17 protein-coding genes and 2 pseudogenes are annotated in these 20319 nt (G+C 70.4%); 11 read left to right on the top strand and 8 right to left on the bottom strand.

Annotated features, from left to right (window positions below):
- Positions 1–73: 73 nt before the first annotated feature.
- The 5 genes and pseudogenes from OG972_RS09140 (at position 74) to OG972_RS09160 (ending at position 5246) form a co-directional block, all read left to right on the top strand.
- Positions 74–1213, top strand: a pseudogene (locus OG972_RS09140) (beta-L-arabinofuranosidase domain-containing protein).
- Positions 1214–1511: 298 nt separating this feature from the next.
- Complete coding sequence (locus tag OG972_RS09145; RefSeq protein ID WP_266979950.1) at positions 1512–2243, top strand: nitroreductase family protein; 732 nt, start codon at positions 1512–1514, stop codon at positions 2241–2243.
- 107 nt (positions 2244–2350) lie between these two features.
- A complete protein-coding gene (locus OG972_RS09150; RefSeq protein WP_266979952.1) occupies positions 2351–3052 on the top strand; it encodes an IclR family transcriptional regulator in 702 nt (233 codons plus the stop codon).
- Between the two features lie 66 nt (positions 3053–3118).
- Entirely contained in the window at positions 3119–3469 is a 351-nt protein-coding gene (locus OG972_RS09155) for a hypothetical protein (RefSeq protein WP_266979954.1), read from the top strand.
- A gap of 214 nt (positions 3470–3683) precedes the next feature.
- Positions 3684–5246, top strand: a complete 1563-nt coding sequence (locus OG972_RS09160; RefSeq protein ID WP_266979956.1) for a peptidoglycan-binding protein — start codon at positions 3684–3686, stop codon at positions 5244–5246.
- 285 nt (positions 5247–5531) lie between these two features.
- Here the strand turns inward: OG972_RS09160 and OG972_RS09165 are convergent, their stop codons facing one another.
- The gene (locus OG972_RS09165) at positions 5532–6101 is read right to left on the bottom strand and encodes an SMI1/KNR4 family protein (protein ID WP_266979958.1); all 570 of its coding nucleotides are present in this window, start codon (positions 6099–6101) and stop codon (positions 5532–5534) included.
- Positions 6102–6189: 88 nt separating this feature from the next.
- Between OG972_RS09165 and OG972_RS09170 the strand changes: the two genes are divergently transcribed.
- A complete protein-coding gene (locus OG972_RS09170) occupies positions 6190–7218 on the top strand; it encodes a hypothetical protein (RefSeq protein WP_266990360.1) in 1029 nt (342 codons plus the stop codon).
- On the opposite strand, the gene OG972_RS09175 is transcribed toward OG972_RS09170, so the two are convergent.
- Complete coding sequence (locus OG972_RS09175; RefSeq protein ID WP_266990362.1) at positions 7210–7698, bottom strand: MarR family winged helix-turn-helix transcriptional regulator; 489 nt, start codon at positions 7696–7698, stop codon at positions 7210–7212. The two genes, OG972_RS09170 and OG972_RS09175, sit on opposite strands and share 9 nt — an antisense overlap.
- A 144-nt stretch (positions 7699–7842) precedes the next feature.
- On the opposite strand from OG972_RS09175, the gene OG972_RS09180 reads away from it, so the two are divergent.
- The 4 genes from OG972_RS09180 (at position 7843) to OG972_RS09195 (ending at position 12008) form a co-directional block, all read left to right on the top strand.
- The gene (locus OG972_RS09180) at positions 7843–8721 is read left to right on the top strand and encodes a haloalkane dehalogenase (protein ID WP_266979960.1); all 879 of its coding nucleotides are present in this window, start codon (positions 7843–7845) and stop codon (positions 8719–8721) included.
- Positions 8722–8883: 162 nt separating this feature from the next.
- Positions 8884–10149, top strand: a complete 1266-nt coding sequence (locus OG972_RS09185; RefSeq protein ID WP_266979962.1) for an IS701 family transposase — start codon at positions 8884–8886, stop codon at positions 10147–10149.
- Positions 10150–10366: 217 nt separating this feature from the next.
- The gene (locus tag OG972_RS09190; RefSeq protein WP_266979964.1) at positions 10367–11701 is read left to right on the top strand and encodes an MFS transporter; all 1335 of its coding nucleotides are present in this window, start codon (positions 10367–10369) and stop codon (positions 11699–11701) included.
- Positions 11702–11750: 49 nt separating this feature from the next.
- A complete protein-coding gene (locus OG972_RS09195; RefSeq protein ID WP_266979966.1) occupies positions 11751–12008 on the top strand; it encodes an acetyl-CoA synthetase in 258 nt (85 codons plus the stop codon).
- A 51-nt stretch (positions 12009–12059) separates the two neighbouring features.
- Here the strand turns inward: OG972_RS09195 and OG972_RS09200 are convergent, their stop codons facing one another.
- Together OG972_RS09200 and OG972_RS09205 are read right to left on the bottom strand one after the other, a co-directional pair.
- Positions 12060–14711: a glycosyl hydrolase gene (locus tag OG972_RS09200; RefSeq protein ID WP_266979968.1), complete on the bottom strand. Its 2652-nt coding sequence runs from the start codon at positions 14709–14711 to the stop codon at positions 12060–12062.
- Positions 14712–15295: 584 nt separating this feature from the next.
- Positions 15296–15778 (bottom strand): annotated as a pseudogene (locus OG972_RS09205) (S8 family serine peptidase); the annotation flags it as partial.
- On the opposite strand from OG972_RS09205, the gene OG972_RS09210 reads away from it, so the two are divergent.
- On the top strand, positions 15686–16159 hold the full coding sequence (locus OG972_RS09210; protein ID WP_266991043.1) for a hypothetical protein: 474 nt from the start codon (positions 15686–15688) through the stop codon (positions 16157–16159). The pseudogene OG972_RS09205 and the gene OG972_RS09210 overlap by 93 nt on opposite strands.
- A gap of 199 nt (positions 16160–16358) precedes the next feature.
- On the opposite strand, the gene OG972_RS09215 is transcribed toward OG972_RS09210, so the two are convergent.
- The 4 genes from OG972_RS09215 to OG972_RS09230 all read right to left on the bottom strand — a co-directional run bounded on the left by OG972_RS09215 (position 16359) and on the right by OG972_RS09230 (position 20243).
- Positions 16359–16973 (bottom strand): hypothetical protein, encoded by a 615-nt coding sequence (locus OG972_RS09215; RefSeq protein ID WP_266979970.1) that lies wholly within the window; start codon positions 16971–16973, stop codon positions 16359–16361.
- Position 16974: 1 nt separating this feature from the next.
- Positions 16975–17508, bottom strand: a complete 534-nt coding sequence (locus tag OG972_RS09220; protein ID WP_266979972.1) for an RNA polymerase sigma factor — start codon at positions 17506–17508, stop codon at positions 16975–16977.
- Positions 17509–17587: 79 nt separating this feature from the next.
- Positions 17588–18739 (bottom strand): XdhC/CoxI family protein, encoded by a 1152-nt coding sequence (locus OG972_RS09225; RefSeq protein WP_266979974.1) that lies wholly within the window; start codon positions 18737–18739, stop codon positions 17588–17590.
- A gap of 37 nt (positions 18740–18776) precedes the next feature.
- Entirely contained in the window at positions 18777–20243 is a 1467-nt protein-coding gene (locus OG972_RS09230; RefSeq protein ID WP_266979976.1) for an NCS2 family permease, read from the bottom strand.
- Between the last annotated feature and the right edge of the window lie 76 nt (positions 20244–20319).

The raw sequence follows: 20319 nt of genomic DNA on the forward strand, positions 1-20319 counted from the left end.
GCCCGAGGGGGGCCGCCCGGTCAACGGGCGGCCCCCCTCTGTTCGACCGGTCGTATCGCTGTCATCCCCGCCCATGAGCGCCGGACCGATACGCCCGAGCAGCACCGCGCACACCGTGCTGCACCCCGTCACCCCTGCCCGGATCAGCGGCGACTTCACCGGGGACTTCCCGTTCCAGGACTCCGACGTCCACAAGTGGCTGGAGGCGGCGTCCTGGCAACTGGCCGACCCCGACGCGACGGGAGACGGCCGGCTCGCCTCCGATGTGGACCGGCTGACCGCGCTGCTCGGCGCGGCCCAGGACCCGGACGGCTATCTGCAGACGTACTACCAGGTCGCCCGCCCCGGGCTGCGGTGGCAGGAGCTGGACTGGGGCCATGAGCTCTACTGCGCCGGGCACCTCATCCAGGCGGCCGTGGCCCACCACCGTTCCACGGGCGGACGCGAACTCCTCGCCATTGCAGAGAGGTTCGCCGCCCACATCGACTCCGTCCTCGGTACGGACCGGCGCGTCGACGGCGTCTGCGGGCACGCTCTTCAACGGATTCCTCGCCGGGGCGGGGCTCGACGGGAACAGCTGGCTGTATGTCAACCCGCTCCAGGTCCGGGAGGGGTACGAGGGCCACCGCGACGACCAGTCCGCTCGCCGCACCCCTTGGTTCCGGTGCGCCTGCTGCTCGCCGAACGTGATGCGACTGCCGGCCTCGCTCCCGCACTACGTCGCGAGCACCGGCGCCGACCGGGAGGGCGTACAGCTGCACCAGTACGCGACGGGGACGTACGGGCCCGTGTCGGTACGGACCGGCTACCCGTGGGACGGGCGCATCGCCGTGACCGCCGTCCGACCCGGCACCTGGACGCTCTCCCTGCGCATCCCCGCCTGGTGTTCCGGCGCCACACTGGACGGTGCGCCCGTCGCTGCCGAGGCGGCTGGCTGCGGGTGCGCCGCCACTGGCAGCGGGGCGAGACCGTCGTGCTCCATCTGCCGATGGAACCGCGGCTGACCCGCCCCGACCCGCGCGTCGACGCGGTGCGCGGCTGCGTCGCGATCGAGCGCGGGCCCGTCGTGTACTGCCTGGAGTCCGCCGACCAGACCCGGCGCCTGGACGCGGTGGCCCTCGACCGGGAGGCCCCGCTCAGGGCCGACCACCGACGTGAACTGCTGGGCGATGTCACAGTGGTGACGGCTGGTGAGCTGACCGCGGTGCCGTAAGCGGTATGGGCGAACCGGGGGGCCGGAGCCATGCGCGTATGGATCCCGACGGCGTAGCCGGCCTGCTCCCGGCTCGCCGCGGGAATCGGTGCGTCCACGGTGTGGGCATGTACTCACCGTGTCGTGCTCGCCCGCGAAGACCGGCCCGGCTCGGGCCGTGTGCGCCGAGGTCGGTGGCGACGCCGCCGGCGGCGCCGTTGACGACGGTGAGACCCCTCGGTTCCGCACGGACGGGAGCCGGACGGCGCCGGCCAACGGGCCTCCCCCTGCCGGAGCTTCGCCCGTACACTCCGCGATCATGACCATCGAAACGGTTCAGACCGCCGAGTCCGCGACCGACGGACCCGCCCTCTTCGCAACGATGTCCACCATGCGCGCCATGCGCCGCCTCAAGCCGGAGCCCGTGCCGGAGGAGACGCTGGAGCAGCTCGTACAGGCGGCCGTCTGGGCTCCCAGCGGCGGCAACATGCAGTGTTACGAGTACGTGGTGGTGACGGATCGTGAGGTGATGATCCGTCTGGCGCCGCTGTGGAAGAGGTGTGTGGACGCCTATCTGGCGACCACCGGGAAACACGCGCCGAAGGGCATGGACGACGCCGCCTACGGGCGGATGGTCGCCGCGATCGAGTACCAGCGTGACCACTTCGCCGATACGCCCGCGCTGATCGTCCCCTGTTACCGGTTCCCGGAGCCGCGGATCGAGGAGGAGGGACTGGTGGCCTACGCGCAGGCGCTCGGTCCGGCGGGGACCGAGCACATGATGAACACGCAGACGCGGTTCCAGGCGCTCGCCGAGGGTTCCTGCGTCTACCCGGGTGTGCAGAACATCCTGTTGGCCGCGCGAGGGCTGGGGCTCGCGGCGAACATCACCATCTGGCATCTGATGCTGGAGCAGGAGTGGAAGGAAGCCCTCGGCATCCCGGAGGACATGCAGACCTTCGCCGCGATTCCGGTGGGGTGGCCGCAGGGCAACTTCGGGCCGGTGCGACGGCGCCCGGTGGCCGACGTCATCCACCGCGACCGCTGGTAGGAACCGGGAACGGCCGACCCCGCGCCCGCCGGGACGGGACCGGCCGACAGCGGCGGCGGCCTCCCGGCGGACGACGGCGCGGTGCGGACACGCCCTAGGATTGCCGGGTGAGCGACAAGCCGGTTCCCGACAAGACCTCCTCCCGCACCACCGGGTCCCAGACCCTGGCCCGGGGCCTGACCACGCTCGGGCTGGTGGCCGGGACGCCGCACGGGCTCACGGTGCAGGACGTGGCGGACCGCCTGGGCGTGCATCGCACCATCGCGTACCGCATCCTGACCACCCTGGCGGAGTTCCGGCTGGTGTTCCGGGGCGCGGACGGCCGCTACCGGGCGGGGTCCGGCACCGCCGCGCTGGCGCGTGGCTATGCGGCCGGGATCCGGGAGGCGTCGCTGCCGGTGCTGCGGCGGACCGCCGACGAGCTGAGGGCCACGGTCGCGCTGATCGCCGCGGAGGGTGACGACGCGGTGGCGGTGGCGGTGGCGGAGCCGCAGTCGGTGGACTACCACCTCTCCTACCGGGTCGGCAGCCGCAACCCGATCGGGGTCGGCGCGGCCGGTCTGGCGCTGGCCTCGTTCCGGGCACCGTCGCCGGACGATTCGGCCGAGCTCGCCGAGGTGCGCGAGCGCGGGTACGCCATGACGTTCGGCCGGGTGGAGCCGGGTGCCTTCGGGGTGGCCGTGCCGCTGCGTTCGGCCGATCCGGCGATGCAGCTGTGCGTCAACCTGATCACTACCCGGGAAGAGGTGGCGCGCGCCTCGGTCACCGGCATGCTGGCCGCCGCCGAGGAGCTCTCCCGTAGCGTCTGACCCAAAGGCTGTCCCGTCATCTCATCCCTGGCGGGCGCACGAAGGCAGCTACGGCACCTCGCTGCGTTGCCGGAACGCCCGAATACACCCCGTATCCCGACGCTGCGCGACGGCAGTCACGCGATGCGCCACCGGCTCACCGAGGTGCAGGTGCGGTCGGTGGTCCGGGCGCTGGACGACGCCGGTGTCGAGGTACTGGAGGTCAGTCAGGGCGACGGCCTGGGCGGCTCCTCGTTCAACTACGGCTTCTCCGGCACCGACGAGATGAAGCCGATCGCCGCGGCGTACGGCGTCCCGGCGCACGAGATCCTGCGAAAGCTGGGCGAGGCAAGGTATGTCGGCGGTCAGGAAGACATGATCATCGATGTCGCGCTGCAGCTCGTCGCGGAGCGGGAGCGAGGCGCGACGCATATCTGACGCCAAGTCAAGCCGCCCGGAGACCGGTTGCACGGTCGCCGGGCGCCTTGCTGTCTCACCGGTCAACCGTGTTGGAGTGAAAGGGAGTTCGACACGCAGGCAAATGATTGTCATGCCCTGGACGCATGGATAGCCTGAGCCCGCTTCGCGGCCCTCGACCCACCCCACTCGGGTCCGGGGGCCGTTCTTTCTCCCCCACACAGCAGGAGCAGGTATGCCCAGACGCGCCGCAGCCCACACGAGGGGCCGCGCATCCGTGCTGGCGGCCCTCACCGCCACCGCGCTCGCCGCGACCGGCACGCCGGTCTTCGCCGCACCCCCTCCGGTCTCCGCCCGCCACTCCATGAACCAGGCATTCGCGCAGGCGGCACGGGAGTTCGACGTACCGCGCGATCTGCTCGCCGCCGTCGGCTACAGCGAGACGCACCTCGACGGCCACGCCGGGCGCCCCAGCCAGGCGAACGGGTACGGCGTGATGCACCTGGTCAGCAACCCCGGGAACCACACGCTGGAAAAGGCGGCCGCACTCACCGGCACGCCGCTGTCGAAGCTCCGTCGGGACACCGCGGCCAACATCCTCGGCGGCGCGGCCGTGCTGCGCGCGTACGCGGACCGCATCGGCCTCGACGGCGCCGAGCGCGATGACATCGACGCCTGGTACCCGGCCGTGGCGCGGTACAGCGGCACGACGGGCCGCGCCGCCGCCCTCTATGCCGACGCCGTCTACACGTTCCTCAAGAACGGGATCGTCACCACCGTCCCCGGCGGCGAGCGGGTCTCGGTGACCGCCCGCCCGGTCGCCCCGGAGAAGGGCACCTTCTCCGACAGCGGGGTACGCACCCAGAGCCCCGACTACCCGTCGGCGCTGTGGGTCCCGGCTGACCCGAACAACTTCACCAAGGGCCGGTCGGCGCCGATCAGCAAGGTGATCATCCATGTCACGCAGGGCTCGTACTCGGGCTCGATCAACTGGTTCCAGGACCCCACGGCCGAGGTGAGCGCCCATTACGTGATCCGATCCTCCGACGGGCAGATCACCCAGATGGTCCGCAACAGCGACACCGCGTACCACGCCAGGGGCGAGAACGCCTCGGCGCTCGGCATCGAGCACGAGGGGTTCATCGACGACCCGTCCTGGTTCACGGACACGATGTACCGCTCCTCGGCCGCCCTGACCGGCGTCCTGTGCGACAGGTACGGCATCCCGAAGGACCGGGCGCACATCATCGGCCACAGCGAGGCGGCGGGCAACGACCACACCGACCCGGGCCCGTACTGGGACTGGGCCCGCTACATGCGCTACGTCGGGGGCGACGACAGCGGCGGCAGCAGCAGTGACGGGCTGAGCTTCGCCTCGTACGCCACCCAGCAGAGCGGATCGACGGGCGCCCAGGTCACAGCGGTGCAGAAGCTGCTGACCGCGCAGGGCTTCGACGCAGGCGCAGTGGACGGAAGCTTCGGCCCGGCCACACTGGCCGCGGTCAAGAAGTTCCAGACGGCCCGCGGACTGCGCGCCGACGGCATCGTCGGCGCGAGGACCTGGACGGCGCTGTTGTCGGCCGGGACCATGCCGACGCTCAAGCAGGGGGTCTCGGGTGCGGACGTGAAGCGGCTCCAGCGCTCGCTGACCGCGGCGCTCGGCACGACCGTGGACACCGACGGGAGCTTCGGCCCGGAATCGGTGACGGCAGTACGCACCTATCAGAGCGGCCACGGGCTGACGGTCGACGGGATCGTCGGCAGCGGCACCTGGGCGGCGCTGCAGGCAAGACGCTGACCGGGCAGAACGGCAGCAGACGCCGGTACGGGCGGTGCGGCGCGGAATCGGCGCCGCACCGCCCGTCCGCATGTCACGCCCGGCCGACCAAGCGCCGTGGTCATCTCGGCGCACCCGGGGGCCGCGGACCCCACCGCGCGTCTCGCCCCTCCCCCGGTCCGGCGCCGCACGCGACGCCTGTCTCGCCTCGATGCAGCATTGGGTGGTAGTACTGCCGGCCAGCTGGGCCGAGGCCAAGCGGCGCATCGCGGAACAGGAACAGCCCGACGCGACCTGACACCTGCTCTACGCAGCGCCGGACTCGTCCTCCGGAGCGTCGAACCACGGCTTGTTCGCGGCCCAGTGCGCCACCCATCCCGCGAATCCCGGTTCAGCGGTGGTGAAGCCGAACTCGGCACCGAACGGCAGGGCCCCCTCACCGGTGATGTGCCAGATGTGACCGCGATGGGGTCCGGTGACGACGAGGTGCCAGTCCATGCCGCAGCCATCGGTGCCCAGGACGATCGAGCCATGACCGAAGACCTGGTCGAGGAGCGGTTCGAGCTCCTCCTCCGGGCGGTCGTCCTCCTCCCACACCCATGCCTCCGTCAACGGGAACGGCTCGGCCAGGCACCGCTCGCCGTCGGCTTCCCTGCCGTCGTCCGGCAGCTCGGCCAGTGGCACCAGGCCGTAGTCCGGCGGCCCCGCGTACGAGCCGTCGGAGATCTCCGCGACGAAGGTGCGGTACGGCTCCGGCAGGACGATGCCGTGCTCCGCCTCGAAGGCATGCACCCGGTCCCAGCCGAGAGGGGCGTCGGCCTCGAAGGCTGTGCGGAGTGCAGCCAGTTCAGCGGGGTGGACGTGATCGGTATTCATGTACCCATAGGTACCAGCGGACACTGACAACGCCCTGCCGACCGTGTTGACTGCTCCCGGCAACCGGACGCCGTCGAGGAGGACCGTGGTGAAAGTCGGAGCGGCACGATCCGCCGCGACCCGATGGGTCGCCGAGCACGCCCGCCCCGAACCCGGCTTCCGCGGTGCGTACTTCAGCGGATCCACCGTCGGACTGCCGGACGACGCCGAACTGTCACCGTCCACCGATGTCGACATCGTCGTCGTCCTCGCCGGGGACGAACCGCCGGTCAAACCCGGCAAGCTCCGCTTCCGGGGCGCCCTGCTGGAGGTCACCTATGTGGCGTGGGCGGATCTCTCCTCGGCGGACGAGGTCCTCGCCTCGTACCACCTGGCGGGCAGCTTCCGCCATGACACGGTCATCGCCGACCCCACCGGCCGGCTGCGTGCCCTGCACGCAGCCGTCTCACCGCGGTTCGCCGAACGGTCGTGGGTCCGCCGCCGGTGCGAGGACGCCCTCCACCGCATCGAGTCCCGGCTCGCCGCGTTCGACACCTCCGCGCCGTTCCACGAGCAGGTGACCGGCTGGCTGTTCCCCACCGGGGTGACCACCCACGTCCTGCTGGTCGCCGCACTGCGCAATCCCACCGTCCGGCTGCGCTACCTCGCCGCCCGCGAGGTACTGACCGAGTACGGGCACCCGTCGCTCTACCCGGAACTCCTGGAGCTCCTGGGCTGCGCACAGCTCTCCGCCCCCACCGTCCGGCAGCACCTGTCCGAACTGACCCGCACCTTCGATGCCACGGCCGCGGTCGCGAGGACGCCGTTCTTCTTCAGCAGCGACCTCACCGCGCAGGCGCGGCCGATCGCCGTCGACGGAAGCCGGCTGCTCGTCGACCGGGGCGACCACCGTGAAGCGGTCTTCTGGATCATCGCGACCTTCGCCCGCTGCCACACCGTCCTGGCCGCGGACGCGCCCGGGCTGCACACCGCGCGCATGCCGGCCTTCCGCGCCGCCGTCGCCGATCTCGGCATCACGTCCACCGACGACCTCCTGCGCCGCGGCGCGGAGGTCGGCCGGTTCCTGCCCCGGCTGCGACGGACCGCCGAGGAGATCCTGGAGAGCGCGTCAGGCTGACGGTCCGCCTGACGCCCGCCGTGCCGCCTGAGCATGGTGGTCCAGGATCCGCGCCAACAGGCTTGTCAGTTGCGTGCGTTCGGCCGGGGAGAGTGGCGCGAGCAGCTGGTCCTGCACGCCCGCCAGCAGCTTGTCGAGCCGCTGCGCGTGGCGGCGGCCCTGCGTGGTGATCGTGATGACGTTGCGCCGCCGGTCGGCGGGGTCCGGTGCGCGTTCGACATGACCGCGTTCGGCGAGTTCATTGATGACGGCGACCAGGTCGCTGCGGTAGATGCCGGTGCGCCGGCTCAGCGTGGCCTGGCTGGCCGGACCTGATTCCTGCAGGGCGACGAGTACGGCGTAGTGCCATTTCCGCGCGTCCGCACCGGCCAGCCCCTCGCCGACCAGACGGTCGGCCTGCGCCGCGGTCAGCCCCAGCAGCCGGCTCGGCAGGCCTCGCAGTCCGGCCGCTGCCGCCCGGTCGCCGCTGCCGTCCGTCATGTCGCCGGCGCCTGTGTCCGCCTTCTTGCTCATGGCCCGATCGTACCCGTTGCGTTAGTGACCCTAACGATGTAGCTTCACGAGCGTCGAAACGTTAGTGCCATAAACGTTTGTCTCACCAACGAAATGTGAAGGTGGCCGACCATGCCGACCCTGAATGTCCTCGACTCGACGGTGCACTACGAAGAGGCAGGCAATCCGACCGGAATCCCCTTCGTCTTCCTCCACGGCAACCCGGCCTCCTCCCATCTCTGGCGCAATGTCCTGCCCCGGATCGGCGCGCCGGCCCGGCTGCTCGCCCCCGACCTCATCGGCATGGGCCGCTCGGGCAAGCCCGACATCCCTTACGGATTCGCCGATCACGCCCGCTATCTCGACGCCTGGTTCGACGCCCTCGGGCTCGACCGGGCCGTACTGGTCGGCATCGACTGGGGAGGCGCGCTCGCCTTCGACCGGGCGGCCCGTCACCCGGGCCAGACCCGCGGACTCGCGTTCATGGAGACGATCGTGCGGCCGATGTCCTGGGCCGAGTTCCCGGCCGCAGCGCGGTCCCGCTTCGAGGCGTTCCGTACGCCCGGGGTCGGCGAGTCACTGGTGCTCGAACAGAACGTCTTCATCGAGCAGGCCTTCGGCCGAACCGTGCTGACCGGGCTGAGCGACGAGGACCTGGCGGTGTACCGCGCGCCGTATCCGACCCTCGGGAGCCGGCGCCCGCTGCTGGAGTGGTCGCGGGCGATGCCGCTCGACGGCGAGCCGTCCGATGTGGTCGCCCGCATCAAGGAGTACGACGACTGGCTGGCGCGCAGCACCGACGTACCGAAGCTGCTGCTGACCTTCGACACCTCACCGACCCTGATGATCAGGGAGGAGATGGCGACGTGGTGCGCGGCGAACATCGCGAGCCTGGAGACCGTGCACTGCGGTCCGGCCGGTCACCTGGCGCCGGAGGACCAACCGGAGGCGATCGCCATCGCACTCACCTCGTGGGCGGAACGGCACGGGTTCGGTTCGGGCGCCGGGTGAGCCGGCGCGACGGCCGTGCAGCCGGGTGTCGGTCGGGCCATGTCCCGCTCGCCGGCCTGCTGCTAAATTTGCGCGCATGTTCCTCCTCTGTGCCTAGTAGGGCCTGGTCAGGTCGGCTGTGGTGGTGCGTGTCCTCTTGGCCCGGTGTGGCGTTGGGAGTGTGTGACTCCGGACGAGATTGCTGTGGTGCGTGGTGAGTTGGAGGCGTTCGCGGCGGAAGTGTTCGAGCCGTTCGCGCGCAATGACCAGCGCCGCTGGGGGCAGGTCTACCTGCGAGGGCTGCTTACCGACGGGCAGCGTAAGTCGGTCGAGCCGATGGCCGCGCGGCTCGGTGAAGACGGGAACCGGCAGGCACTGGCCCATTTCATCACCACCAGCCCGTGGGATCCGGCTCACATCCGGGCGAAACTGGCCTGGCGGATGGAGGAGGTGATCGGGCCGGAGGCTCTGGTCTTCGACGACACCGGGTTCCTGAAGGACGGGACCGCCTCGGCGTGTGTGTCGCGGCAGTACACCGGCACCGCTGGCAAGGTCACCAATTGCCAGGTCGGCGTCTCGCTCCACCTCGCCTCCGACCACGCTTCCGCGGCCATCAACTGGCGACTGTTCCTGCCCCAGACATGGGATCCCGCCTCTGCGAAGGCCGATGCGGGCAAGGTCGCCCGACGTGCCGCCTGCCAGATCCCGGACGACGTCGGGCATGTGGAGAAGTGGCAGCTGGCCCTGGACATGCTCGATGAGACCCGCTCGTGGGGCATCGAGGTGCCGCTGGCCATCGCGGACGCCGGATACGGCGACGCCGCCGCGTTCCGGCACGGGGTGCAGGCCCGCGGCCTGAACTACGTGGTGGGAATCTCCAGCACGCTGTCGGCCCAGCCCGGCGACGCGGTGCCGGTGACCGAGCCGTACTCCGGGACCGGACGCCCACCGGTGGCCAAGTATCCCGACAAGCCGCGGTCGGTCAAGGAGCTGGTCATCGCGGCGGGGCGGAAGGCCGCACGAGGGGTGCAGTGGCGGGAAGGCTCCCGGCCCGGCACCGGCCGCACCGGCCGCAAGCGGATGTACTCCCGCTTCGTGGCCTTGCGGGTCCGGCCTGCCGGACGCGAGGTCCGGCAGGCCACCGACGGCCCGGAGCTGCCCGCGTGCTGGCTGCTGGCCGAATGGCCTGCCGGCGAGCCCGAGCCAGTGCAGTTCTGGCTGTCCGACCTGCCCTCCGGCATGCCTGTGACCACGCTGGTCCGGCTCGCCAAGCTCCGCTGGCGCATCGAGCACGACTACCGGGAGATGAAGCAGGCCCTGGGCCTGGCCCACTTCGAGGGCCGAACCTGGGGCGGCTGGCACCACCACGTCACCCTTGTCTCTGTCGCGCATGCCTTCTGCACCCTGCAACGACTGGCCCAAGCCCCAAAAGACGCGGCGTCGGCCTGAGCCTCTACCAGGTCATCCGCGAGCTACAGACCCTACTCGCGGTCTGGACCGGCGCCTGCCCGACCTGCCACCGCGACATACCCATCCCAATACGAACCTGACCAGGCCCTACTAGGACCCCGCACTGACCGCGCCCGCCACACCGGGTGCGGGGCTCCGGTGTCCCTGCACGCACGCAGCGCGCCAGGTCCGCGCTGCCTTCCGAGGAACGAACCTCATGCTTTCGCCTTCGCCCACGCCCTCCCACGCTCCCTCGTACGCAACGGTTCTGCGCACCCGTCATGCCTCCCGCACCTTCGGTGCCGCACTGCTGGGACGGCTGTCGTACGGGATGATCTCCCTCTCCCTGATGCTGGCGGTCAAGGACGCCACCGGCTCGTACTCCGTGGCGGGCGCCGTCATGGCCCTGTTCGGGGCGACCAGTGTCTTCCTCTCCCCCACCCGTGCCGCGCTGATCGACCGGTACGGGCCACGACGCGCACTGCCGCCGATGGCCATCGCGTACGCGCTGCTCCTCTCGGTCCTGGCCCACGGCACCTGGCAGCCCGGTGCGTCGGGGGTCCGGCTGGGAGCGTTGGCCGTGACCGCCGGCGCCTGCACACCACCGCTGGGACCCGTGATGCGGACCCTGTGGAAAGGCCTCGTGCCCGACCGGGAACATCTCCAGCGCGCCTACAGCCTGGACGGCGTGGCCGAGGAACTCCTCTTCGTCACCGGGCCGTTGCTGGTGGGTCTGCTGGTGAAGTTCGCCGAACCCGCGGCCGGTGTGGCGGTCAGTGCCGCGCTGGTGCTGGTCGGGACATCGGCCCTGGTGACATCTCCGGCAGTACGCGGTACGGGCGTCCGCCCGCCGAGGACGAAGCCACTTTCTGCGGCACCGTCCGGGAAGCGACTGCTGGGCGTGGCCGCGTTGCGGCACGCGGTGGCGGTGGCGGCCGGGGTGGGGCTGTGCCTGGGGGCGCTGGATCTGCTGGTGGTGGCCTTCACCGACCGGCAGGACCAGGATGCGGCCGCGGCCTGGGTGCTGGCGGCGCTCTCCGCGGGGAGCGCGGTCGGCGGTCTAACCTACGGCGCCGTCGCGTGGCGCGCCTCGAGCCGGCTGCGGCTGACGGCACTTGCCGCGGCGCTGGGGCTGTCCCTGCTCGCGGCCGGATTGTCGCCGAACCTCTACGTGCTGGTCGGCATGGTTGCCGTCGCCGGGCTGTTCGTCGCCCCGGCCATGACCACGGCGTACCTGATCGCGGACGAGTCCGTCGGCGCGGGCAGCCGTACGCAGGCCGGCGCATGGGTCAACACCGCCGTGAATGCCGGGTCCTCGGGCGGAACAGCCGTGGTCGGTCCGCTGCTGGGGCACATGCCGCTCGCGGCGTGTTTTGCCCTGGCCGCGGCCCCGGTGCTGCTCTGCGCGGCGTTCACGGTCGATTGGACGGGTGAATTGGTCCGGAGGTGGCGGGACGCGTTGCTGGGCCGGGTGGTTGGCGGTCGCCGGTGTGATCGTGCTGACGGCGTGCAGTGGGTCGGCGGGCGGCGGCGCGGCAGGTACCTCCGGTAGCCCCGTCGGACCCGTCGACAGGTGGGCCGGCGAGCAGGGGCCCAGGACGGTGGTGGCCCTGGTGCTGCGGCCGCGTACGGACGACTGGCGGCGGACGATGGTGCACAGCTCCGCGCCCGTTCTCGTGCTGGCGTCGGGGTGGCGGGTCGACGCGGACGGTACCGGCCAAGCGTCGCTGTGGTGCGCCGGGGTGCGGGCGGGTGCGGCCACAGTCACCGTGCTGGCGAAGGCGCCGGACGTGGCGGGCGCGGCATGGGCGGCCTTCACGTCGAGGATCAGCGTGGTGCCGTACCCGAAGGAGGGGTGACCCCGGAGTCCGAAGCCGGATCCGGGTTCACCCCTCCTGATGGTGTGTGGCTCAGCTGAGGTTGCGTATGCCGATGGTGTAGATGCCACGGCCGTGGGTGGCCGCGTAGAGGGTCTTGCCGTTCGGGCTGAGCCTCAGCTGAAGCACGGCGACCGCCGGGAGGGAGCCGACGCGCTGCCACGTCGTACGGCCCGGCGCCCGGTAGACGACACCGAGGTCCGTGCCGAGGGCAAGGCCACCGCCCGGTGTGACGACCGCGGAGTCGGCCGGCACATCGGGGAGGTTCGCCGAGATGTCCCTCCAGGTGGTGCCGCCGTCGGTGGACTCGAAGACATGGCCGACGCCGGCGCCGGGCCCTTCGGTCCACTGCCGGGAGAAGCCGTTGACGGTGAGGTAGACGTGGTCAGCGTTCTTGGGGTCGATGGCGAAACTGCTGAGGTAGCGGTTGGGCACCGTGCCGGCCGCGCCCTTGGCCGGGAGGACGATGTCCTGCCAGCCGGTGCCGTCCGCGTTGCCGACGGCGATGCCGCGGGTGAAGCCCTGGTTATTGCAGGGGCCGCACCAGGCCGCGTACACCTTGCCACCCGAGGCGGCAACGGCGGTGGCGGTGTGGCCGGCCCCGAGATCGTGGACACTGGTCCACTCGTCGCCGCTGCGGATGGCGTAGCCGTGGGTCTGCACCCACACGTGCCGGCCACCCGCGATCCAGGTCGAGCTGTTCTTCGCGTCCGCGGCGAGCGGGGCGATGAAGCGGGCCTCCCCGGTGGCGTTGTCGGCCGGGGCGACGGAGTACGAGGTGATCTTGCTGGAATCGTTGACCCAGGAGCCGTCGTTGACCGCGCAGTTCTGCGTCACCTGGACCGCGAGGTAGACGTACTCCTCAGCGATGTTGCAGCCGTTGGCCGGATCGGTGAGGGTGTCGCCGCCGTCACCGCCGAAGTTGGATCCCATCACCGTGTCGTTGCTGCGCAGGATCGACTGGCCGTTGTCCTGCAGGCCGCCAGTCACGGAGACGCCGCCATGGGCCAGGTCCTTGCCGATGCCGACCGAGAAGTACTGGAGGGTGTCGATGGTCCCGTCGTTGAGCGAGATCCAGTCGGTGGCGTGGCCCTCGGCGTCCTGTTTGCCGTTGACGGGCCGCTTGTAGGCGCCGCCGTCGTTGCCCACGTACACAAAGCTCTTGCCGTGGTAGCTGCCGATCGCGACGCCGTGCTGGTCGGAGTGGGTGGTCTGGTTGCAGTCACCCGTCTGCTTGGTGGGGTCGATGCTCCAGCAGGAGAAGCCGAAGTTCCAGTACGGGCCGACGGTCGACCAGTTACTGCCGCCGTCCTTCGTCTCGTAGACCTCCTCCAGGCCCGTGTACACATGCTCGGCGTCGGCCGGATCGACGGTCAGGAACTGGTTGTACCAAGCCTGGACCCCGGGCATGTAGCCGCTCGAAGTCAGCGCCGAGCCGTCGGCGGCGAGACCCCTGTAGTCGGCGATCTTCGTCCAGGGACCGGTAGGAGAACCGGACTTGGATACGTAGATACCCTCCAGGCCGCTGTCCGGGTTGGTGTTCAGCTGCTCCGGCGACTGGTCGATCGCGTAGTAGCGCGAGCCGTCGGCGGAGCGGGCGAAGGTGACGTTGCCGACGTTGTCCGCGTCGGACGGCAGATCGCCCAGACCGCTGGTGATCCGCGTCCAGGTGCCGTTCACCTTGGTGTAGAAGCCGTTGTAGTCGTCACCGCTGCGCCAGCCGACCGCCAGGACCACCTTCGAGGGGTCCTTGGGGTCGATCGCGATGTCGTTGGCGATGTTCTTGTACGCGGCGGCGGGGTCACTCGTCAGCGAACCACCCGGCAGATAGTCGGGGTTGGGTGCGAACTCCAGCTTCCAGGCGCCGACGAGCTTCTTCGTGGAGTGGCTCCACACACCCCTGCTGGTAGCCGCCCACACCTTGCCGCCGCCGAAGCGCAGCTCGTGGACGGTGGTGCTCTCCAACTCGTCGCCGCCGACCCGGCTGCGGGAGGAGAAGGTGCCGTGGTGCGGGTTCGACAGGACGTAGACGCCGCTGCCGAGATAGGCGTCCGCGTTGGTGCTCGCCTCGCCGGTGCCCAGCCACAGCCGGCCCCCGCCGTCCAGCGCGAGCGCCCCGGTGGACTGCGCCGGCAGCTTGTCGCTGATCGGCTTCCAGTGCCCGCCGCCGCTCCGGGACCGCCATACCCCGCCGCCCGCGCTGCCCGCGTAGACGTAACCGTGGTCGTCGGCGGCCATCGCCGCCAGGCGGCCGGTCACATAGCCCGAACCACCACTGGAGTTGGAGTCGTAGTCGCGGTAGCGCGAGTCGTCGGAGTTGTACGGCAGATCGGTGACGTTGCGCCAACTGCCACCGGTACTCGACAGGTTGTTCAGACTGCTCCATGCGGCGCCGTACGCGCCCGGCGCGACGACGCCGGGTGAGGTCCGGGCCTCGGCGTACTGGTCGGCGCCCTCGGCGATCTCGTCGGCCTCATTGCCGCCATCGGCGTCCTCCGCCTTCACCTTGGGGGTGATTCCACCCACCGACTGCGCGCGCCCGGCGGCGAGTTGCGCGAGTGCACGGGCCCCGAAGGGGCTGCTGTCCCCGCCGGACGCGGCGCCTGCGGGTATCGCGACGAGTGCGGCGGATGCGGTGATGGCGCAGATCGTGAGCCATCGTCTTTTACGTGTTGGTGCTGACACCAGGGCCTCCCAAACGGGCGTTGATACAGCCGTCGCAGGAGACCCGATCACGAGCGGGACGAGACGTCCGGCGCTTGGACAAGGCTTTGACCAGAACCTGCCACTACGCGTGTCAGAGGCCGACTGGCTCATCGCACCGTCACCGTCTGAGCCGGCACCGGGGTGAGCGCCCGGGGGGACACGCACGCATGGACACGGCGCCGACCGTAGCGGTGACCGCCTATCGCGGCCGCGCGGCCCGGGTGCCGGAGCCTTCCTGAATCCGCCGCGTCATTCCAACCGCGGTCGCGGCCCGCTACCGTTGCTCACGTGCTACGGCGCAGGGGCTCGCCGCAACCGCGACGACATCCGTCGCCAACGGTCCCTACCTCGACATGACGCCTGCTCGACCGGGCTCTGAACAGGTAGGAGGAGCATGCCCTCGAACGCCGGGCATCACGTGCTCGCGCCAACCTCACATACCGGCAGCCCACGCCGCCTGCGGGCGCCGATGCGCGTTCCGCCACATCCGCTTCTTCTTCCTCGGAAGAGAGACGGTTGATGGCCCTGCTGCTGTTGTTCCTGGGCGGAGTGGGTGGTGCCTCCGCGCCCGGGGCGACCCCCTTGTTGACGCCGTTCGACGCGGCGCCGGAGCCCGCGATGGTGGAGGCGACGTGGGTGCCGTGGCCGTTCCTGTCGAGAACGTCCTGACCGGGCACGAAGCTCTTGGACTCGAGGATGCGGTCCTTGACGTCCGGGTGGGTCGGGTCGATACCGGTGTCGAGCACGGCGACCTTGGTGCCCTTGCCGTCATACCCCTCGGCCCATGCCTGCGGGGCGTTGATCTGCGGCACCGAGTCCTTGAGCGCGGCCTCCATGCGCCCGTCGAGCCAGAGCCTGGCGATGCCGTTGTCCAGCGGACGGGCTTGCGACGGGCGCGCGATGTCGTTCCAGAAGGAGCGGGCGGTGTCCTTGTCCGCCTTCAGCGCGGCGCCGTGGATGCTGTCGAGCACGCGGACCGTCCTGGCGCCGCGAGGAGCGGCGGGCAGCGAACGGGAGTTGCTCGTGGGGTAGGTGGCGATCAGAGGATCGAGACGGGCAACACCTACATCGTTCCGCTGACCAAATACCGCACCGGTGAGGGCTGGGGTCTTACCAGCGCCAGCGGCGTACTTCCCTACAACGGCGGTGTCATCGGCAAGGGTGAGCACCAGGGCGTTGCCGGCGTCACCCTCCAGGCCACAGATGTGGAATTCAGCCCACTCGCCGTCTCGACCCTGGGGAAGAGCGCAACGGCCATGACCACGGCGCTCTCCAGCGCGCAGCCGCATACCGGTGTGTCACCGGTCGACACACCGGACGCCCGGCTCGCGGCCTACAACGCCGCCACCTATCCCTCGGATCCCGCCGAGGAGGAGCCGGAGCCGCCCGCGGACTTCCCGCCGGTCAGCGACCCGGGGGTGGACTGACGGCACGGGCGCATGACAACGGCGCCAGTCGGGCCGTGAGGTGAGGAGAGCCGTGCGGGACGGGGGCTGTGAGGTCTCCCCCACCCGTACGGCTCGCCCTGTCTCAGCCGCAGCACCGGAACCGCGCCACCTCGACGCACGCCCTCGTCACGAGCCGCCGGGCACGGACTCGGGTCGCCGGAAAGCAGGCCGGAACCGCTCACATTCCCGCGTCACGCCATGTGCCGGTGAGCCCGCATTTCTTTCCCTCGGATTCCTTGAGGTAGGGCTCGATCGCCGCGCGCGTCGCCGCGATCTGATTCCCCCGGAAGTAACTCGCGGGCTGATCGCGGAAATCGTAAACGGCGAGCAGCAGATGCTCGCCCGGTTTCCAGCGTGCGGAGCCGGGCTCCGCAGCGGGATCCAGCACATCGACGTCGATCCGCTTTCGTCCCTGCGCCGGCCTCAGCCAGTCGTCGACGGCGAAGGTCAGAATGACCCTGCCGGATTCGGGAGCATCACGGACCGACAGCACATCACCCTCGGCGATCACCTGCGTACAAGGGACCACGGCCTCCCATGTCATACCGGCTTCCGCCTCGCGGCCCGCCGGCCTGCGCGAGGGTGTGCCGGACCCATCGGTCCACGCCCCGTAGGAAACTGCGACGCCGGCGACCACTGCGGCAAGGATCAGCACCGGCAGGTACTTTCGGCGTGCCGGACGCCGTGGGCCGACCGGTACCGGTTCGCGATCCGCGTCGGCGCAGTCCCTGGCCGCCTCGGCCCCGATCATGCCGAGTGCCAGGCGGATGCGGTCTTCGTCCGCTGTCTGCATCTCAGAGCACCTCCATTTCCCGAAGCCGTGCCCGCACGGCAGTGACGGCGGCATGCAACCGGCTCTTCACCGTTCCCTCCGGAATGTCCAGCAGCTCCGCCATGTCCCGGACAGTGAGGTCGGCGTAGAAGCGCAGGGTGAGTACCTGCCGCTGCGCCGGGGGCAGGGAGTCCAGGCCCTGTGCGACGGTCAGTGCGAGCAGCCGGTTTTCTTCCGAATGTTCGGTGGGCGGGTGCTGCTCCCATCGGCCGGCCAGCCGCTCCCGCAGTCCCGCGTCACGGTTGCGCGCACGATGCCAGTCGATCGCCACCCGCGACGCGACGACGCTGATCCAGGCCGCGGGCTCCCTGATCTGCTGACGCCCCCGCTTCGCTTCCTCCTCTATCAGTTTCAGCCGTACCTGCTGGACTCCGTCGTCGAGCTCGTCCCAGGGCACGCCGCCGAGGGCGAGTACTGCCCGTACTCTCCCGCTGTCCAGCGCTTCCGCAAGGGTCGGTCCACGGTCCGGGGACTCGGCTCTGCGCCATCGGGCCATTCCCAGCTCCTTTTCTCACACCTATGACGGAGCAGGGACCGGAAACGTTCGATCTCTCTTGTCGCAGTCCGACAGCCGGTCAGGCCACCGATGAGATGCGCCCGGCCACCTGCCGCCCGCCCTCGTGGTGGATCGGGGTGTGTGCGCCGGTGAGCGGGACGCCGCTGCCGCCACGCCGGTCGGCGACGATCTCCGCGGCGATGGAGAGCGCGGTCTCCTCGGGGGTACGTGCTCCGAGGTCGAGGCCGATCGGCGAGTGCAGCCGGGCCAGTTCGAGTTCGGTGACGCCGACCGCGCGCAGCCGGTCGTTGCGTTCCAGGTGGGTGCGGCGCGAACCCATCGCGCCGATGTACGCGACCGGGAGCTTCAACGCCGTTTCCAGCAGCGGAACATCGAACTTGGCGTCATGGGTGAGCACGCAGAGCACGGTGCGCGCGTCGACGGCCGTCGCCGCGAGGTAGCGGTGCGGCCAGTCGACGACGATCTCGTCGGCGTCGGGAAAGCGGGCCGCCGTGGCGAAGACGGGTCGGGCGTCGCACACGGTGACGTGGTAGCCGAGGAATGTGCCGGCTCTGACCAGGGCGGCGGCGAAGTCGATGGCCCCGAAGACGATCATCCTGGGCGGCGGGACGCTCGATTCGACGAGCAGGGCGAGGGGGCGGCCGCAGCGTGAGCCCTCGGCGCCGATGGTGACGGAGCCGGTGCGGCCCGCGTCCAGCATGGCGCGGGCCTCGGCCGCGGCGGTGCGGTCCAGCTCGGGGTGTCCGCCGAGCCCACCCTCGTACGAGCCGTCGGGGTGGACGAGTTGGGGGCGGCCGAGGAGTTCGGCGGGGCCGTCGGTGATCCGTACCACCGCCGCCGCCCGCCCTGCCGCCGCGGCGGCGAGCGCGGCGGCGAACACCGGGCGTGCGGGGTCGTCCGCGCGGACCGGTGTCACCAGGATGTCGATGATGCCGCCGCAGGTCAGACCGACCGCGAAGGCATCCTCGTCGCTGTAGCCGAACTGCTCCCGTACGGTGATGCCGTCATCGAGAGCCTGTTGGCACAGCTCGTACACCGCACCCTCCACACACCCGCCGGAGACCGAACCGATCGCGTTGCCGTCGCGATCGACGGCGAGGGCGGCTCCCGGCTGCCGGGGTGCGCTCCCGCCGACCGCCACGACCGTGGCGACGGCGAACTCGCGTCCCTGCCCGACCCACCGGTGAAGCTCTTCGGCGATGTCCAGCATGGCGTGTCTCCTTAAGCGAGGTGTGGAGGGGCGGGGGTCAGTTGACGCCCAGCCAGTTCTCGATCGGGTGCAGGGCGAAGTAGATGACGAAGATCACCGTGAGCCCCCACATGAAGCCGCCTATTTCCCGGGCCCTGCCCTGGGCCGCCTTGATGGCCACGTAGGAGATGACACCGGCTGCGACTCCGGTGGTGATGGTGTAGGTGAAGGGCATCAGGACCACGGTCAGGAAGACCGGGATCGCGACGGCGCGATCGCTCCAGTCCACATGACGGGCGTTCTGCATCATCATCGCTCCGATGACGACCAGGGCGGCGGAAGCCACCTCGGCCGGCACGATCGCGGTGAGCGGGGTGAAGAAAAGACAGGCCGCGAAGAAGAGTCCGGTGACGACGGAGGCGAGGCCAGTGCGGGCACCTTCGCCGACGCCGGTCGCCGACTCGACGAACACGGTCTGACCGGAGCCTCCGGCGACGCCGCCGATCGCACCGCCTGCGCCGTCGATGAACAGCGCCTTGGACAGGCCGGGCATCCGGCCCTTGTCGTCGGCGAGCCCGGCCTCCGTGCCGACGCCGATGATGGTGGCCATCGCGTCGAAGAAGCCGGCCAGCACGAGGGTGAAGACGATGAAGCCGACAGTCATCGCGCCGACGTCGCCCCAGCCGCCGAAATCGACGTTCCCGAAGAGCGAGAAGTCCGGCGAGGAGACCGCGCTGCCCTTGAGCTCCGGCGCACCGCTGTACCAGGCCTTGGGGTCGATGTCGCCGACCGTGTTGATGACCATGGCGATCAGGGTGCCGACGCCGATGCCGATGAGGATCGCACCGGGGATGTTGCGCGCCTGCAGCATGAAGATCAGCAGCAGGGTCACGCAGAAGATCAGCACCGGCCAGCCGGCCAGTTCACCGGTCAGGCCGAGAGAGACGGGGCCGCCGCCGGGAGCCGGGTTCTCGTGCACGAATCCGGCCTTGACGAGGCCGATCAGGGCGATGAACAGGCCGATGCCCATCGTGATGCCGTGCTTCAGCGCGAGCGGGATCGCATTCATGATCAGCTCACGCAGACCGGTGACCACCAGGAGACAGATCACCAGGCCGTACATCACACACATGCCCATGGCCTGCGGCCAGGTCATTTCGGGGGCGACCTGCGACGAGAGGACGCCGGAGACACTGAGCCCGGCCGCGAGCGCCAGGGGCACCTTGCCGACGAAGCCCATCAGCAGGGTGGTCGCGGCCGCGGCGAGCGCGGTGGCGGTGATCAGTCCCGGCTGGCTGAGCAGATGTCCTTCGACGTCCTTGCCGCCGAGGATGAGCGGGTTGAGCAGGAGGATGTACGCCATGGCCATGAAGGTCGTGACGCCGCCGCGCACTTCGCGCGCAACCGTGGATCCACGCTCGGATATGTGAAAGTACCGGTCGAGCCAGGATCTGCCGGCGGGGATGCGCGAGCCGGGGCCCGCCTCCTCCGCGGTGGTCCTGGGCTCCACTGACTGCTGGGTCATGATGCCTGACTCCCAAGGTTCACAGGGGCACCCGCGATGGAGACTCGTGATGCGGGATTTGGGATGACTGCTTGGC

The sequence above is a fragment of the Streptomyces sp. NBC_01669 genome, from assembly GCF_026339735.1.
Lineage (GTDB): Bacteria > Actinomycetota > Actinomycetes > Streptomycetales > Streptomycetaceae > Streptomyces > Streptomyces yanii.